We start from the raw sequence: 15,018 nt of genomic DNA, 5'->3' as shown, positions 1-15,018 counted from the left end.
CGTGCTCTTGCGTCCATACGTGTTCGGGGCGCGAGAACGGGGAAGGATTGCCTTTTCGTCGTCTCTCTAGAGAGGTCCCGCCTCACCGCCGTGGTGCCCGTTGCCCTACCCGGTTAACCTCAGGTGGCATGACCCGGATTCATGATCTCCCCGCGCACCGCCTCGCGATGCTGATCCGCAGTCGTGAACTGTCACCTGTTGAGGTCGCTGAGCACTATCTCGAGCGGATTCGGAGGCTGGACGCACATTATGGTGCCTACATTACGGTCGCTGAAAAAAGTGCTCTGGAGCAGGCCCGAAACGCACAGAAGCGCGCGATGAGCGACACGCCGGACCAACTCCCGCCCCTCCTCGGCGTCCCACTGCCGATCAAGGACCTGGACACCCTCGCCGGGGTCCGCGTCACTTTCGGCTCACGCGTCTACTCCGACCTCGTGGCCCCCGCCGACTCCGCCATGGTCGCCCAGCTGCGCGAGGCGGGCGCCGTCTTCCTCGGCAAGACCAACACCCCCGAATTCGGGGCGACCTGTTACACCGAGAACGACATCGCGCCGCCCAGCCGCAACCCCTGGGACACCACCCGCTCCCCGGGCGGCTCCAGCGGAGGCGCCGCGGCCGCTGTCGCCGCCGGACTCGCCCCCGCGGCCCAGGCCAGCGACGGCGGCGGATCCATTCGCATCCCCGCCAGCGTGTGCGGTCTCTTCGGGCTCAAGCCCACACGGGGCCGCGTCTCCGGCGGCCCCGACCGCGCCGACCTCAACGGCCTGTCCACCGCCGGCCCCATCACCCGCTCGGTCATGGACGCAGCCCTGATGCTGGACGCCATGGCGGTCAACCTCCCCGGCGACCTCTACACCGCACCGCCGCTGCCGCCCGGCCGGTCCTTCGCCGACCACGCCCGCCGCGAACCCGGGAAGCTGCGCATCGGCCGCTACGCCGACACCGGCGCCACCGGCATCGCGGTCCACCCCGACGTCCTCGCCGCCTACGAGGAGGCCACCCAGCTGCTCCTGGACCTGGGCCACGAGGTCGAGGAGATCGACAACCCCGGTGAGACCGCCTTCGGCGGCGCCTTCGCCGACGACTTCCAGCACCTGTGGTCGGCCGTCGCCTCCGCCACACCCATCGATCCGGCCCGCGAGGGCGAACTGACCCCGATCTACCAGTGGCTGCGCGAACGGGCCCGCACCACCCCGGTCCCCGCCTACGTGGGCGCCAGCGCCCGCCTCCAGCGCGGCACCCGCGCCATGCTGACGGCCACGGCCCGCTTCGACGCCGTGCTCAGTCCCACCCTGGCCCAGCCCCCGGCCGAGGTCGGCCACTTCAACTCGTGCGGCCCGGAGGAGGAGTTCCGGCGCATGACCGAGTTCACCCCCTTCACCTCGCTCTACAACGTCTCCGGACAACCCTCCGTCAACGTTCCGCTGCACTGGTCGCCGAGCGGACTCCCGATCGGCACCATGCTCACCGGTCGGATGGGCGGTGAGGGGACTCTGCTGTCGTTGTCGGCCCAGCTGGAGCGTGCCCGGCCGTGGGCGCACCGGGTTCCGGCCGGTTGGGAGGACTGACCGGGGCGGGACCGGTGGGGGTTGCCTCGAGGGCGGCGCCAGCGGTCCGGAGGGCGGTGTTCTCCACCGCGGGCACCGTGTCGGCCGCGGCGGCGGACGGACCGGTGCCCGAACCGGCACCTGCGGGCTCGTTGGTGCGGGGCAGGAACAGGCTCAGCACCGCGGCCATCAACACCAGGCCCGCGGCACCGAGCGCACCGCCCGCGATCCCGTTGGTGTCCACCAGAGCGCCGGTCAGCGGACCGGCCACCGCTGCGCCGGTGCTCATCGCCGTGGCCATCCATCCGAACGCCTCGGCCCTGCGGTGGGCGGGGGCGGTGTCGCCCAGGCGGCCCATCACCGCCGCCAGGGTGGGCGCCAAAGCCAGCCCCGAGACGAAGAGCAGCGGGGTGATCAGCAGCGGGGTGGGCAGATGGCTGACCGGCGGTAGGAACGGGACCAGCACCGCGATGCCCAGGGCGGCCCCGAAGGCCCGCAACGCCACCCGGGGGGTGCCCTTGAGCGAGCCGGCGACAGCGCCGCCCACCAGCGACCCCAGCGCCCAGACTGAGGCCAGCACCATCACGTAGTGCGGCGCGTTCAGCTCGTTGGCCCAGGCGACGATCACCAGGTCCATACCGACCACACCGGAGACGATCATCATGCACATCGCGAAGACCAGGCACAGCGCGGGGTGGAACAGCAGGCTGCGGCGGGGGCGCCCGGAGTGCCCGGAACCCTCATCGCCTTCGTCGCCCTCGCCGGACGTGGTGGCGCCCCTCGACGGAGCGGCGCCCGGATCGGGCGCGGCCGGTCCGGTCACCCCCGCACGGCGCAGCGACAACGCGAACCCCACCGCACCCATCAGCCCCAGGGCCCCCAGCAGCAAAAGTGCCCAGCGCGGTCCGGCCAGCGCCACGACACCGGCGGTCAGGATCGGGGAGAAGACGAAGAGCAGCTCCTGGGTGGTGGCCTCGGCCGCGTAGATGGCCTGCCGCTCCGAACCCGTGGTCAGTCGCGGCCACAGCGCACGCACGATCTGATTGGCCGGGGTGCCGAAAAGCCCGGTACCCAGGGCCAGCGGGATCGACACCCACCACAGCGACGCGGGCAGCAACGCCAGCGCCGTCAGCCCGACGGTGAACACCACGCCGCACACCAGCACCAACCGGTCGCTGTTGCCCCGGTCGGCCATGCGCCCGCGCAACGGACCGACCAGCGCCATCCCCAGCGTGAAGGCGCCCGCCACCAGGCCCGCCAGGGTGTAGGACCCCGTCCACCCCTGGACGAGGAAGGTGACCGCGATCATCAGCCCCGGGGTGTAGAACCTGGCAGCCAGAGACCAGGTCAACAGGGACAGGACGTGGGGCACGGCGAAGAGCCGCCGGTAGTTCGCGAGCACGCCTTCGATTATGCAGTTCGCGCAGGTTTTGCGCGAAGGGATAAACGGGCTGTACGGCCGGGGTGCGTGGGGATACCGGAAAGTCAGGGGAAACGGGAGGTCGAGAGAGGTCGCTCGAAGGGCCTCGGAAGCATCTTCTCCCCCCACGCCGGGCCGACCTCCGGTGTACGCGCGTTCCTGTGGGGCATGATCGGTTTCTGTGAGGGACGTTCAGCTGGCCCGGGCGGCCGAGCAGTACGGGGTCGCGACCACATACGAGGACTGGCGGGGACGACAGGTACCCGTCAGCCCGGACACGATCCGCCATGTTCTGTCCGCGTTGGGGGTGGATCCGAAGAACCCGGCACGAGCGCCGGGGCGCGGACCGCTGCCACCGGCGGTGGTGGTCCGCGAGGGCAAGGCCCCGGACCTGGTGCTGCCCGAAGGCGCACGCAGCACCGTGGAGACCGCGGACGGCTCACTGCTGCCGTTCGACCCCGGCCTGCCACTGGGCGTGCACACCCTGAGGGTGACCGACAACGGGGCCGAACACGACGCCCCGCTCCTGGTGGTCCCCGACCGGATCGAACCCAGCGCACTGCGCGAGAACCCGCGCCTGTGGGGGCTGATGGCGCAGATCTACAGCGTGCGCTCCCGCGCCTCCTGGGGCACCGGCGACCTGCGCGACCTCTCCGAACTCGCGGACTGGAGCGCCCGCGACCTCGGCGCCGACTTCACCCTGATCAACCCGGTGCACGCCACAGAACCCCTGACCCCCGTCGAGCCCTCTCCGTACCTGCCGGTCAGCCGCCGCTACGCCAGCCCGCTCTACATCCGGGTAGAGGACGTGCCCGAGTACGCGCGGCTCGACCCGGCCCAGCGCGAAGGAATCCAGCGCCTGGCCCGGCCACTGCGCGAACGCGGCCGCACCGCCGACCTCCTGGATCGCGATGCCGTCTGGGAGGCCAAACGCACCGCCCTGGAGATTCTCTTCCAGGTGCCCCGCGCCCCGGGCCGGGAGGCGGCCCTGCGGCGCTACCAGGAACGCGAGGGCCAACCCCTGGTCGAGTTCGCCACCTGGTCCGCGCTGGCGGAGGTACACGGCTCGGACTTTCGCACCTGGCCCGCGCGGCTGCGCGAGGTCAGCGCGCTCGCGGTGGGCCGGGAGGCGCTGAACCTGTGGCCGCGCGTGGAGTTCCACCGCTGGCTCCAGTGGATCCTGGACGAACAGCTCGCCCAGGCCCAGGAGAGCGCTCTCAACAGCGGTATGAGTGTCGGCATCGTGCACGACCTGGCCATCGGAGTGCAGGCGGGCGGCGCGGACGCCTGGATGTACGGTGACGCACTCGTGCCCGGTCTGCACGTCGGCGTCCCGCCGGACGAGTTCAACCAGCTCGGGCAGGACTGGGGCCAGCCGCCCTGGAATCCGACCCGCCTGGCCCAGCTCGGCTACGGTCCGCTCCACCAGATCCTGTCCCAGAGCCTGCGCCATGCGGGCGGCCTGCGGATGGACCACGTCATGGGCATGTTCCGGCTGTGGTGCGTCCCCGAGGGTGCCAGCGCCGACCAGGGCACCTATCTGCGATTCGACCACGAGGGCATGGTGGGCACCCTGGCGCTGGCGGCCCACCACGCCGACGCGGTGATCGTCGGGGAGGACCTGGGCACCGTCGAACCGTGGGTCCGCGAGCACCTCGCCGGCCGGGGGATCTTCGGTACCTCCGTGCTGTGGTTCGAGAACGACACGGAGGGCGACCCGCTCATCCCGGACCAGTGGCGCCGGGACTGCCTGGCCACCGTGGCCACACATGACCTGCCACCGGTGGCGTCGTACCTGTCCGCCGAGCACGTCGAACTACGCGACCGCCTGGGCCTGCTCAACCGCCCGGTGGCGGAGGAACTGGCCGACTCCGAGGCCAGAGTGGCCCAGTGGTGCGAACTGCTGGTGTACCTGGGACTACTGGAGGAGGACGCCGACCCGGTGGGCGACCCGGCCGCCGTGGTCGCCGCGATGCACGCCTACCTGGCGGCCACCCCGGCCCGGATGCTGGGGGTGGCGCTCACCGACGTGGTGGGGGAGCGGCGCATGCAGAACCAGCCGGGTACCAGCACCGAGTACCCGAACTGGCGGATCCCGCTCACCAGCAGCGAGGGCGAACCGGTCCTGGTGGACGAACTACTCGCCGACCCGCGGATGGTCGCCCGGATCCGCCGCACCCTGGGCCCGATCGGAGGCCAGAGCCGGAACATGTGAGGCGTGGCGACCACCGGCACACGGCAGTGCTCCTTCGGCGAGACCCTGACGGCGCCCACGGCGGACGCCCCCGCCGCGCAGAGCACCCCCTGACGCCGCGGTCAGCGCGCCCGGTGCGGGGGAACGGCCCCGGGGAACGTTCTCCCCGGGGCCGTGCCGGCTCCGTGCGGTCAGCTCATCCGGTCACCTCAGCCCGTGGGCCGACGGCGGACCGGCCCGATCAGCTCTCCTTACCGGCGGCGATGTCCCTGGCGCGGGCGCGCAGCGCGCGCTCCACCCCGGCCCGGCCCTCGATCAGCAGGCGGTACAGCGCCGGAGCCGGGGAGTTCTCGGCGATGTAGGCGTCCGTGCGCTCCAGGGTCGCCTCCTCCACCAGCTGGCTGGGGTAGACCACCTCGGCGAAGGTCTGCGCGAACTCACCGGTCCACTTGTCCCAGGCCGGGGCGAGCTGGGCGAAGTAGCGCTCCATGTAGGGGCGGTACAGCTCCGCCTGGCGCGGCTCGGTGAAGCCGAGCAGGGTGGCGCGGAACTCGGCGTTGGCCAGGTCGCCGCCCACGATCCGCTCCCAGGCGGTCTCCTTGGCCTCGGCCGTGGGGATCGCGGCCCGGGCACCGGCGGCGTTGCGCTGCCCGGTGGCGGTCGGGTCGGCCTCCAGCTCGGCGGCGATCTCCGTCTCCCCGGCCTTGCCCGCGGCGACCAGGCGGCGCAGCAGGGTCCAGCGCAGATCGGTGTCGATCTCCAGGCCGTCCACGGTGATCGCGCCGTCCAGCAGGCCGCGCAGCAGCGACAGGTGGGCGTCGGTCACGGCGGCGTCCGCCAGGGCGTTGACGTAGGCCAGCTGCAGGTCGCTGCCGGGCTCGGCGGCCGAGAGCAGGGCGCTCAGGCGGTCGGCGAGCTGCTCGAAACCGAACGGGCGCCAGGCCGGGTCGGCGTAGTTGAACAGCGCCCCCGAGGCCTGGCGGAGCAGGGTCTGGGCGACCGTGACGTCGTTGACGCCGCTGATTCCGGAGATCACCAGGGCGACGTAGTCCCGGGCGGCCATCTCGCCGTCACGGGTCATGTCCCAGGCGGCGCTGAAGGCCAGCGCGCGCGGCAGCGACTCGCGGATCTCACCTGCGCCCTCCACCACGGTGCGCAGGGAGCGCTCGTCCAGGCGGATCTTGGTGAAGGTGAGGTCGTCGTCGTTGATGAGCACCAGGTCCGGCTGGGCCTTGCCGACCAGCTCGGTGATCTCGGTGCGGGCCCCGCTCACGTCCAGCTCCACGCGCTCGCGGCGCACGATGCCGTCCTCGGTGCGGTCGTACAGACCCACGGCCAGACGGTGCGAACGCAGCGTCGGGTGCTCGGGGTCGGCCTCCTGGAGGATCGCGAAGGACGTGAAGTCACCGTCCGCGTCCACCTCGAACTCCGGACGCATGGTGTTGACGCCCGTGGTCTCCAGCCACTCCTTGGACCAGCCGGACAGGTCGCGGCCGGAGGCGGCCTCCAGGTGCTTGAGGAGGTCCTTCAGTTCGGTGTTGCCGAACGCGTTCTCCTTGAAGTAGGCGCGCACACCCGCGAAGAACGCGTCCACGCCCACGTACGCGGCCAACTGCTTGAGCACCGAGGCGCCCTTGGCGTAGGTGATGCCGTCGAAGTTGACCTCGACCGCCTGGATGTCGACCATGTCGGCGGCGATCGGGTGCGTGGAGGGCAGCTGGTCCTGGCGCAGCGCCCAGGCCTTCTCCACGTTGGCGAAGGTCGTCCAGGCGTCGGACCACTGGGTCGCGTTGACCTGGCAGTACACGCTGGCGTAGGTCGCGAACGACTCGTTCAGCCACAGGTCGTCCCACCAGCGCATGGTGACCAGGTCGCCGAACCACATGTGCGCCATCTCGTGCAGGATGGTCTCGGCGCGGCGCTCGTAGCGGGCGTCGGTGACGCGGGAGCGGAAGACGTAGTCCTCCAGGAACGTCACCGCACCGGCGTTCTCCATGGCGCCCGCGTTGAACTCGGGCACGAACAGCTGGTCGTACTTGCCGAACGGGTAGCGCAGGTCGAACAGGCCGTGGAAGAAGTCGAAGCCCTGCTTGGTGACCTCGAACAGCGCGTCCGCGTCCAGGTGCTCGGCCAGCGAGGCGCGGCAGTACAGGCCCAGCGGGATGCCGTCGTGCTCGTCGCGGACCACGTGGTAGGGCCCGGCGATCAGGGCGGTGATGTAGGTGGACATCACCTGCGTGGCGGGGAAGTGCCAGCGCACCCGCTCCTCGCCCGCCGCCTCGCGCTCCACGTCCGGGGCGCTGTTGGACACGACCTCCCACGACGGGGGCGCGTACACGGTCAGCTCGAACGTGGCCTTGAGGTCGGGCTGGTCGAAGCACGTGAACATGCGGTGCGCGTCGGCCGTCTCGAACTGGCTGTACAGGTACACCGACCCGTCGACCGGGTCCACGAACCGGTGCAGGCCCTCGCCGGTACGCATGTAGGCGGCGTCGGCGACCACCGTCAGCTCGTTCTCGGCGGCCACGTCGGGGAGGACGAGCCGCTCGCCGTCGAACAGCTCGGCCGGGTCCAGTTCGCGGCCGTTGAGCACGGCGCTGCGAACGCTCGGCGCGGCCAGGTCGACGAAGGTCCGCGCGCCCGGCTCCGTGCTGGAGAAACGCACCACGGTGGTGGACCGGAAGGTCTCGTCCCCGGTGGTCAGGTCCAGCTCCACGGCGTAGGAGTCGACGCTGAGAATGCGCGCCCGCTCCTTGGCCTCGTCCCGTGTCAGGTTCCCTGCCACGCCACGCTCCTTTCACGGCCGCCGCCTTCGCCGGCCGGAAAATCGTCTGTCGACCACGGCGATCCCGCCGCCTGGGTGGGCGCCGTCGGGCCGGAGGTCTGTGTAGTCGCATCGATCCTGCCACGCGCCGGGGTGGAATGCGCAACCGATCGCCATGGTTGACGCCCAGGGGCGCGGGGTCGCCGGTCCCCGCCGAACCCCGCCCCGGACTTCGACCGTCCCAGACGAGGAGCAGCGATGACCCAGTCCCCCGCACAGCCGGGTGAGCAGGAGACCGCCTACGCCGACATGTGGTTCGACCCGGCCTGCCCCTGGGCCTGGATCACCTCCCGCTGGCTGGTGGAGGTGGAGAAGGTCCGGAAGGTGAGCGTGCGCTGGCACGTGATGAGCCTGGGCGTCCTCAACGAGGGGCGCGACCTGTCGGAGGAGTACAGGGAATCCCTCGCCCGCTCCTGGCAGGCGGTACGCGTGTGCGTCGCGGCCGAGCAGCGCTTGGGCCCCGAGGTACTCGGCGGTCTCTACACCGCCCTGGGCACCCGCTTCCACAACAACGACGAGCCGCGCACCCTGGACACCGTCCGCGCCGCGCTGGCCGACGCCGGCCTGCCTGCGGACCTGGCGGAGGCCGCCGACTCCACCGAATACGATGAGGCCCTGCGCGCCTCGCACGCCGAGGCGATGAAGCTGGTGGGCGAGGACGTCGGCACCCCCGTCGTCCAGGTGGAGGGCGCCTCGTTCTTCGGGCCGGTCGTCACACCCGTCCCGCGCGGCGAGGACGCCGGGAAGCTGTGGGACGGCGTGCGCCTGGTCGCCGGCACCGACGGGTTCTTCGAACTGAAGCGCACCCGCACCCGCGCCCCCATCTTCGACTGATCACCGATCCGCTACCCGGGAGGACCCATGCCAGGGCCTGACGACGACCGCCGCGCCACCTTCCTCGACGACCTCGATCTGCTGCCCGACACCACGAGCGACGAGCGTTCCGAGGGCTGGGGCGACAGCGACGAGGACTCCACCGCGCGGCTGATCTCCGACCGCCCCCCGCACTGGGGCTGACCGGCGTCCTTCCGGCACGGGGTCCGACCCGCCGACGGTCCCGTCCGGGGCCGGTATCCGTCAAAGCACGGGTACCGGCCCCGGAGGCGTCCCCGGCGCGTCCCCGCTCTGGCCAACCCGAATCACGTTCTGCGACAGTGGGGTCCATGCGATCCCTCTACATCGACGGCGCCTGGTGCGACTCCGCCTCCAACGAGGCCCTTGACGTGGTCAACCCGGCGACCGAGCAGGTCATCGACACCGTCCCGGCGGGCGCCGCCGCCGACGTCGACGCCGCGGTCGACGCCGCGGCCGCCGCCTTTCCCGCCTGGTCCGCGCTCACCCCGGGTCAGCGCGTCACCCACCTGACCAAGGCGCTGGAGCTGTTCAACGCGCGGCTCGGCGACATCGCCGACGTGCTCACCCGCGACATCGGCGCCCCCGCCACCTTCGCCGCCAAGGTGCAGGCCGGGCTGCCCTCCCTCATGTTCAAGACCTACGTCGACCTGGTGGAGGAGCACGGGGAGCGCTACTTCACCGGCGAGAGGGTCGGCACCTCCCTCGTGGTGCACGAGCCGATCGGCGTGGTCGGCGCGATCACCCCGTGGAACTACCCGCTGCACCAGATCGTCCTCAAGGTCGTCCCGGCCCTGCTCGCGGGCAACACCGTGGTCCTCAAACCGAGCGAGGTCGCGCCGCTGAGCGCCTACTCGCTGACGGAGGTCCTCGACGAGGCGGGGCTGCCCGCGGGCGTGTTCAACCTCGTCTCGGGCACCGGCCCGGTGGTGGGCGAGGCGATCGCCGCACACCCCAAGGTCGACATGGTCTCCTTCACCGGTTCCACCCGCGCCGGGACCAGGGTGTCCCAGGTCGCCGCCGAGACGGTCAAGCGGGTCGCCCTGGAACTGGGCGGCAAGTCGCCGAACGTCATCCTGCCCGGCGCGGACCTGACCAAGGCCGTCAAGCGCGGTGTGGCCGACGTCATGCGCAACACCGGGCAGAGCTGCAACGCGCTCACCCGCATGCTCGTGCACCGCGACTCCTACGAGGAGGCCGTGGAGCTGGCCGCGGCCGCCGCCGCCAAGTACGCTCCCGGTGACCCCGCGGACGAGGGCACCCGGATGGGCCCGCTGGTATCCGCCGCCCAGCTGGACAAGGTCCGCTCCTACGTCGACCTCGGTGTGCAGGAGGGCGCCCGCCTGGTCACCGGCGGTTCCCAACCGGTCGAGGGACGGGACAGCGGCTACTACGTGAGTCCGACCGTCTTCGCCGACGTGCGCAACGACATGCGTATCGCCCAGGAGGAGATCTTCGGGCCGGTGCTCGCCCTCATCGCCTACGACACGGTCGAGGAGGCGGTCGAGATCGCCAACGACACCGTCTACGGGCTCAGCGCCGGCGTGTGGTCGGGTGACCCCGACGAAGGGCTGGCCGTCGCCCGACGCCTGCGGGCCGGCCAGGTCGAACTCAACGGCGGCGCCCTGAACCCCCGCGCGCCCTTCGGTGGATACAAGCGCTCCGGCAACGGCCGCGAGTGGGGACTGTCCGGCCTGGAGGAGTTCTGCGAGGTCAAAGCCGTACAGATGTGACCGCTGTGCTCGGTGTCACGGTCGCATAGCGCGCTTCAGCGGAATCGGACCCGGTGACACGCGCGTTGTGCGGTATGGAAAAATTCCGACTGGTCATCCCCTGGTCGAACCCAAACGAGGTGTGAGTTGAGCAACAAGCCCGCGGTCTCCAAGGCAGGTCCCCTCAGTAAGGACCTCAAGTCGATCCTCGTGTACAACCTGATCGCGATCCTCTCGATGGCCGGCTTCGCCGTCCTCGGTCTGAGCGTCGCCGCTGCCGCCGCTGGTGCCTGACCAGCCCGGCGACCCTCACGACGAACGCCGCGCCCCTTTCGGTCCACCGACCGGGTGGGGCGCGGCGTCGTCTGCGCCCGGGAGCTGTCACACTGGTGACGTGCGTGTTTACCTTGGATCAGATCATGCGGGCTTCGAGCTCAAAGAACACCTCGTCTCCTGGCTGAAGGAGAACGGCCACGAGGTCGTCGACGCCGGTCCGGCCGTCTACGACGCGGTCGACGACTACCCCCCCTTCGTCCTGCGCGCCGCCGAGGGCGTCGCCAAGGACCCGGGGTCCCTGGGGATCGTGATCGGCGGCTCCGGCAACGGGGAGCAGATCGCGGCCAACAAGGTCAAGGGCGTCCGTGCGGCCCTGGCCTGGAGCGAGGACACCGCCAAGCTGGCGCGTGAGCACAACGACGCCAACGTGCTCGGCATCGGCGGTCGGATGCACTCCCTGGCGGAGGCCACCAGGTTCGTCGAGCTCTTCCTCGCCACCCCGTACAGCGACGAGGAGCGGCACACCCGCCGCATCGCCATGCTCGGCGACTACGAGCAGACCGGCGAGCTCCCCCCGCTTCCGTAACCCAGTCAGTCACCTTCGGCCCGCGCCCCGCCCCGCCCCGGACTCCGGCTCTGGGCGGGGCCGGACCTCCGCCCCCGTGCGCCCGCTGGAATCCAGTCCGGTGCCCGGGGGCTTTCGCACTTCGAGGGCCGGGGACCTGTCCCCGCCGGGGGCGTTGTGGGAACCTGGTCGGGTGCGCGGCTCCATCCCCGCGCAGCCGGGTTTAGGCGGAACCCAAACCCGGGGTTATGGGGTGGAACGCCGCTGGTGGTACGTGCCACGGCCGTAGAGCAGGCGCTACAGTTCGTGCACAGCGGCGGGCCGTCGTCGTCCGCGACACGGCGTTGTCCTCTACGCAGCGGTGCCCGCCCCAGGCGGACCCAGCCACCCCGATCCGGGCCGTGCCCCCAACACACCGCCCAGGCCCGCCGACGCCAGACCAGGCCCCGACGCGACCGTGAGCGCACCGGTGTGCCGTACCACGACCAGCAACACCCCCGCGGCCAGAGCGGGTGTGCCGAGCCTTGAGGACTGATGAACGCCACACCGACCGCCAGGACCACCCGATGGCTGCGATCCACTGTGCAGCGGATCGTCGCGGTGCTCCGGCGCAAGGTGCTGTTCCGCTACCGGCTCGTCCTGATCACCCTCGTCGCCATCGCGGTGGGGATCGGCGTGGGCGCTGGCTGGGGTCCCACCGCGTGGTTCCCGCCCAGCTCCGTCATCCTCACCGTGCTGGCCGGCGGACTGCTGCTCAAACGCAAGAGCCTGGCCTTCCTGCTCGGCGTGGTCGCCGCCGTTCTCCTGGTCCTGGCCTTCCGGCTCGGCTTCGGCCAGGTCGGTCCGGGCCTGCTGGTCACCATCGGCATCACCGGGGTTCTGTCCTACCTGCTCTCCGGGGTGCGTGAACGCCTCGGCGTCCAGGGCCTGAGCGGCGAGATGATGCTGCTGGATCTGCGTGACCGCCTGCGGGACCAGGGGAAACTCCCCCAGGTCCCCTCCGGCTGGGGGCGCACCGCCGTCCTGCGCCAGGCGGGCGGCTCCTCCTTCGGCGGGGACTTCGTCGTCTCCATACGGCGCCAGAACCGGCTCGACATCGCCGTCGTCGACGTCTCCGGCAAGGGAGTGGACGCCGGGACGCGCGCCCTGATGCTCTCCGGCGCCTTCAGCGGACTGATCGGGGCGGTGCCCGCCCGCGACTTCCTCGCCCACTGCAACGACTACCTGATGCGCAACAGCGGTGGTGAGGGTTTCGTGACCGCCGTACACCTGAGCGTGGACACCGACACCGGCGAGTACCAGGTCGCCTCCGCCGGACACCCGCCCGCCCTGCACTACGACAGCGGCAGCGGTGTGTGGAGCACCACAGAGGCCAAGGGCGTGGTCCTGGGCGTCATCCCGGAGATGACCTACACCTCAGTCGAGGGCAAACTGCGCCCCGGCGACGCCATCATGCTCTGCACCGACGGCCTCATCGAGACCCCCGGCGAGGACCTGGACGCGGGCATCGACCGCCTCCTGGGCGCCGCCGACACGCTGGTCACCCAGGGTTTCGCCACCGGTGCGGGCGAGGTCGTGGACACCCTCAGCAAGGACAAGAACGACGACTGCGCCCTCGTGGTCCTCTGGCGCACCTGACCCCGAGCCCCTCCGCCACCGGCAGGGGGTGAGCCGCCCCGCCGTTCCTGACGGTAGGGTCGACATGTTCCCCGACCCCGGTACGAGGCTCTTCGTACCCGTCCCCGGACCGCCGTGCCCGCCCTCTTCGCCCCCTGGGCGCCGACGCCCGCACGGCCCACCACGCCAGTGACGAGGGGCCGGACCAGGTCCCGCCGAAAGGACCCGGACTTCCCAGATTTCGCGGCCCCGCGGGCGTGCCCGCCGGGCGATGGAGACGCAAGGGGGTGCTTCGCATGGACGGCGAGCGCGCTGAAGAACTCACAGATCTGGTCGAGGACAACGACCTGACCGGGATCAGGCTCTGGTTGGCCGAACACAGGCCCCACGAGATCGCGGACGAACTCGCCCGCATGCCCGGTCGCGACGCGATCATCCCCTTCCGGCTCCTGGACAAGGACCGCGAGCTGGAGGTCTTCGAGGAGCTCGACCCCGGCCAACAACAGGCCATCCTGCTCGGACTGCGCGGCACCGACTTCCACGACATCCTGGAGGAGATGGACCCGGACGACCGGGCCCGCCTCATCGGGGAGGCCCCGGCCAAGATCGCCACCCGGGCCCTGGCCGGACTGAGCCCCGCCGAACGCAAGATGACCGCCGCGCTCCTGGGGTACCCGGAGGACTCGGTCGGCCGGTACATGACACCGGAGACCGTCATCCTGCACCGGGACCTCACGGTCGGCCGCGCCCTGGAAGTGGTGCGTGCCAAAGGAGCCGACGCCGAGACGATCTACACCCTGCCGGTGGTCAGCGACGGCCGCCGCCTGGTCGGCACCATCACCCTGAGCGACCTCGTGGTCAGCGACGACGACCGCGTCCTCAAGGATCTGGTGGACGTGTTCGCCCCCCGGGTGGGGGCCAGCGAACCGGTCGAGGACGCCGCTCGACTCATCCAGGAGGCCAACCTGGTCTCCCTGCCGGTGGTGGACTCCGAGGACCGCTTCGTCGGCCTGTTCACCTTCGACGACGCCCTGGAAGTCATCGAGGCGGCCGACTCCGAGGACATGGCCCGCCAGTCCGGTGCCAGCCCCATCGACGACCACTACGTGTCCGTCGGGGTGCTGCGCCTGGTGGGCGCACGTGTGGTGTGGCTGCTGCTGCTCATCGCGGCCGCGACCCTGACCGTCAACGTCATGCAGGTCTACGAGGCGACCTTGGAGGAGGTCACCGCGCTGGCGATGTTCGTCCCGATGCTGATCGGCACCGGCGGTAACGTCGGCGCGCAGTCGGCTACGGCGATCGTGCGCGCGCTCGCCGTCGGCGAGGTACGGGTGCGGGACCTGCCCTCGGTGCTCTGGAAGGAGAGTCGGGTCGGCCTCCTGCTGGGAGTGGCGCTCGCCGGGGTCGCGTTGGCCATCGGCACCCTGCTGGTCGGGTTCGACATCGCGGTGGTGGTCGCCCTGTCGGTGATCGCCATCTGTACCTGGGCGGCGATCATCGGTTCCGCGATGCCCCTGCTCGCCCGCAAGGTGGGCGTGGACCCGGCGGTGGTCTCCTCCCCGATGGTCGCGACGCTGGTGGACGCGACCGGTCTGCTCATCTACTTCTCCGTGGCCCGCATGGTTCTGGGCCTGTGACCGTGGGGGCGCAAGCCTGATGGGGCCGCGCTGGCTCCGAGCGGGGCCGGGGCCGTTCCGACGAAGGTGACCGGCGCCGTTAGTACTGGTCACGTCCCGGGCAAGTAAGAGGCCGAGGGGGTCTATGTCTGATACCGGAGACACGTTCGATCGGCTCAAGAAGGCCGTCAACGATCACGCTGACAAGGCCGAGGGGGTTGTCGGGAAGGCGGCCGAGGCCGCCAAGAAGGCCACCGGCGGCGCCCACGACGACAAGATCGACAAGGGAGCCGGGGCCGCGACCGACTACCTGCGCAAGCGCGCGCAGGAGAACAAGAAGAGCCAGGACAAGGACAAGGGCTAGTGTCCCGGGCGGGGAGCGGGTGGGCGGGTCC

The 15,018-nt window shown here is 71.1% G+C and carries 12 protein-coding genes; 10 read left to right on the top strand and 2 right to left on the bottom strand.

The window, feature by feature from the left end; translation table 11 throughout:
- The first annotated feature begins 128 nt into the window (after window positions 1-128).
- Window positions 129-1,568, top strand: coding sequence for an amidase (locus HNR07_RS16205; protein WP_246420333.1), 1,440 nt, complete (start codon window positions 129-131; stop codon window positions 1,566-1,568).
- On the opposite strand, the gene HNR07_RS16200 is transcribed toward HNR07_RS16205, so the two are convergent.
- Complete coding sequence (locus HNR07_RS16200) at window positions 1,465-2,949, bottom strand: MFS transporter (RefSeq protein ID WP_184365711.1); 1,485 nt, start codon at window positions 2,947-2,949, stop codon at window positions 1,465-1,467. The genes HNR07_RS16205 and HNR07_RS16200 overlap by 104 nt on opposite strands.
- 199 nt (window positions 2,950-3,148) lie before the next feature.
- Between HNR07_RS16200 and malQ the strand changes: the two genes are divergently transcribed.
- Window positions 3,149-5,182 (top strand): 4-alpha-glucanotransferase, encoded by a 2,034-nt coding sequence (gene malQ / locus HNR07_RS16195; RefSeq protein WP_184365710.1) that lies wholly within the window; start codon window positions 3,149-3,151, stop codon window positions 5,180-5,182.
- A gap of 220 nt (window positions 5,183-5,402) precedes the next feature.
- On the opposite strand, the gene pepN is transcribed toward malQ, so the two are convergent.
- Window positions 5,403-7,946 carry an aminopeptidase N gene (gene pepN / locus HNR07_RS16190; protein ID WP_184365709.1) on the bottom strand — a complete coding sequence of 848 codons (2,544 nt, stop codon included), beginning with the start codon at window positions 7,944-7,946 and terminating at the stop codon, window positions 5,403-5,405.
- A 237-nt stretch (window positions 7,947-8,183) separates the two neighbouring features.
- Here pepN and HNR07_RS16185 point away from each other — a divergent pair, with 237 nt between their 5' ends.
- The 8 genes from HNR07_RS16185 (at window position 8,184) to HNR07_RS16150 (ending at window position 14,987) form a co-directional block, all read left to right on the top strand.
- Entirely contained in the window at window positions 8,184-8,819 is a 636-nt protein-coding gene (locus HNR07_RS16185) for a mycothiol-dependent nitroreductase Rv2466c family protein (RefSeq protein ID WP_184365708.1), read from the top strand.
- Between the two features lie 27 nt (window positions 8,820-8,846).
- Complete coding sequence (locus HNR07_RS16180) at window positions 8,847-9,002, top strand: hypothetical protein (RefSeq protein WP_017583504.1); 156 nt, start codon at window positions 8,847-8,849, stop codon at window positions 9,000-9,002.
- 146 nt (window positions 9,003-9,148) lie between these two features.
- Entirely contained in the window at window positions 9,149-10,570 is a 1,422-nt protein-coding gene (locus HNR07_RS16175) for an aldehyde dehydrogenase family protein (RefSeq protein WP_184365707.1), read from the top strand.
- Between the two features lie 126 nt (window positions 10,571-10,696).
- Window positions 10,697-10,843, top strand: coding sequence for a hypothetical protein (locus HNR07_RS16170; protein WP_017583502.1), 147 nt, complete (start codon window positions 10,697-10,699; stop codon window positions 10,841-10,843).
- 100 nt (window positions 10,844-10,943) lie between these two features.
- Window positions 10,944-11,411: a ribose-5-phosphate isomerase gene (locus HNR07_RS16165; RefSeq protein WP_017583501.1), complete on the top strand. Its 468-nt coding sequence runs from the start codon at window positions 10,944-10,946 to the stop codon at window positions 11,409-11,411.
- 513 nt (window positions 11,412-11,924) lie between these two features.
- Complete coding sequence (locus tag HNR07_RS16160) at window positions 11,925-13,028, top strand: PP2C family protein-serine/threonine phosphatase (protein ID WP_184365706.1); 1,104 nt, start codon at window positions 11,925-11,927, stop codon at window positions 13,026-13,028.
- Window positions 13,029-13,303: 275 nt separating this feature from the next.
- Window positions 13,304-14,644, top strand: a complete 1,341-nt coding sequence (mgtE, locus tag HNR07_RS16155; protein ID WP_184365705.1) for a magnesium transporter — start codon at window positions 13,304-13,306, stop codon at window positions 14,642-14,644.
- 124 nt (window positions 14,645-14,768) lie between these two features.
- The gene (locus HNR07_RS16150) at window positions 14,769-14,987 is read left to right on the top strand and encodes an Rv0909 family putative TA system antitoxin (protein ID WP_184365704.1); all 219 of its coding nucleotides are present in this window, start codon (window positions 14,769-14,771) and stop codon (window positions 14,985-14,987) included.
- Window positions 14,988-15,018 lie beyond the last annotated feature (31 nt).

Origin of the sequence: Nocardiopsis metallicus, assembly GCF_014201115.1 — a bacterium.
GTDB lineage: Bacteria > Actinomycetota > Actinomycetes > Streptosporangiales > Streptosporangiaceae > Nocardiopsis > Nocardiopsis metallicus.
The sequence above is the reverse complement of the archived record's forward strand: the minus strand, read 5'-3'. Positions and strand labels throughout refer to the sequence as shown.

Excerpts from the sequence above, each read along its gene's own strand:
- HNR07_RS16205 (WP_246420333.1), top strand. The coding sequence starts at position 129 with ATGACCCGGATTCATGATCTCCCCGCGCACCGCCTCGCGATGCTGATC.
- HNR07_RS16185 (WP_184365708.1), top strand. The coding sequence starts at position 8,184 with ATGACCCAGTCCCCCGCACAGCCGGGTGAGCAGGAGACCGCCTACGCC.
- HNR07_RS16180 (WP_017583504.1), top strand. The coding sequence starts at position 8,847 with ATGCCAGGGCCTGACGACGACCGCCGCGCCACCTTCCTCGACGACCTC.
- HNR07_RS16175 (WP_184365707.1), top strand. The coding sequence starts at position 9,149 with ATGCGATCCCTCTACATCGACGGCGCCTGGTGCGACTCCGCCTCCAAC.
- HNR07_RS16160 (WP_184365706.1), top strand. The coding sequence starts at position 11,925 with ATGAACGCCACACCGACCGCCAGGACCACCCGATGGCTGCGATCCACT.
- mgtE (WP_184365705.1), top strand. The coding sequence starts at position 13,304 with ATGGACGGCGAGCGCGCTGAAGAACTCACAGATCTGGTCGAGGACAAC.
- HNR07_RS16150 (WP_184365704.1), top strand. The coding sequence starts at position 14,769 with ATGTCTGATACCGGAGACACGTTCGATCGGCTCAAGAAGGCCGTCAAC.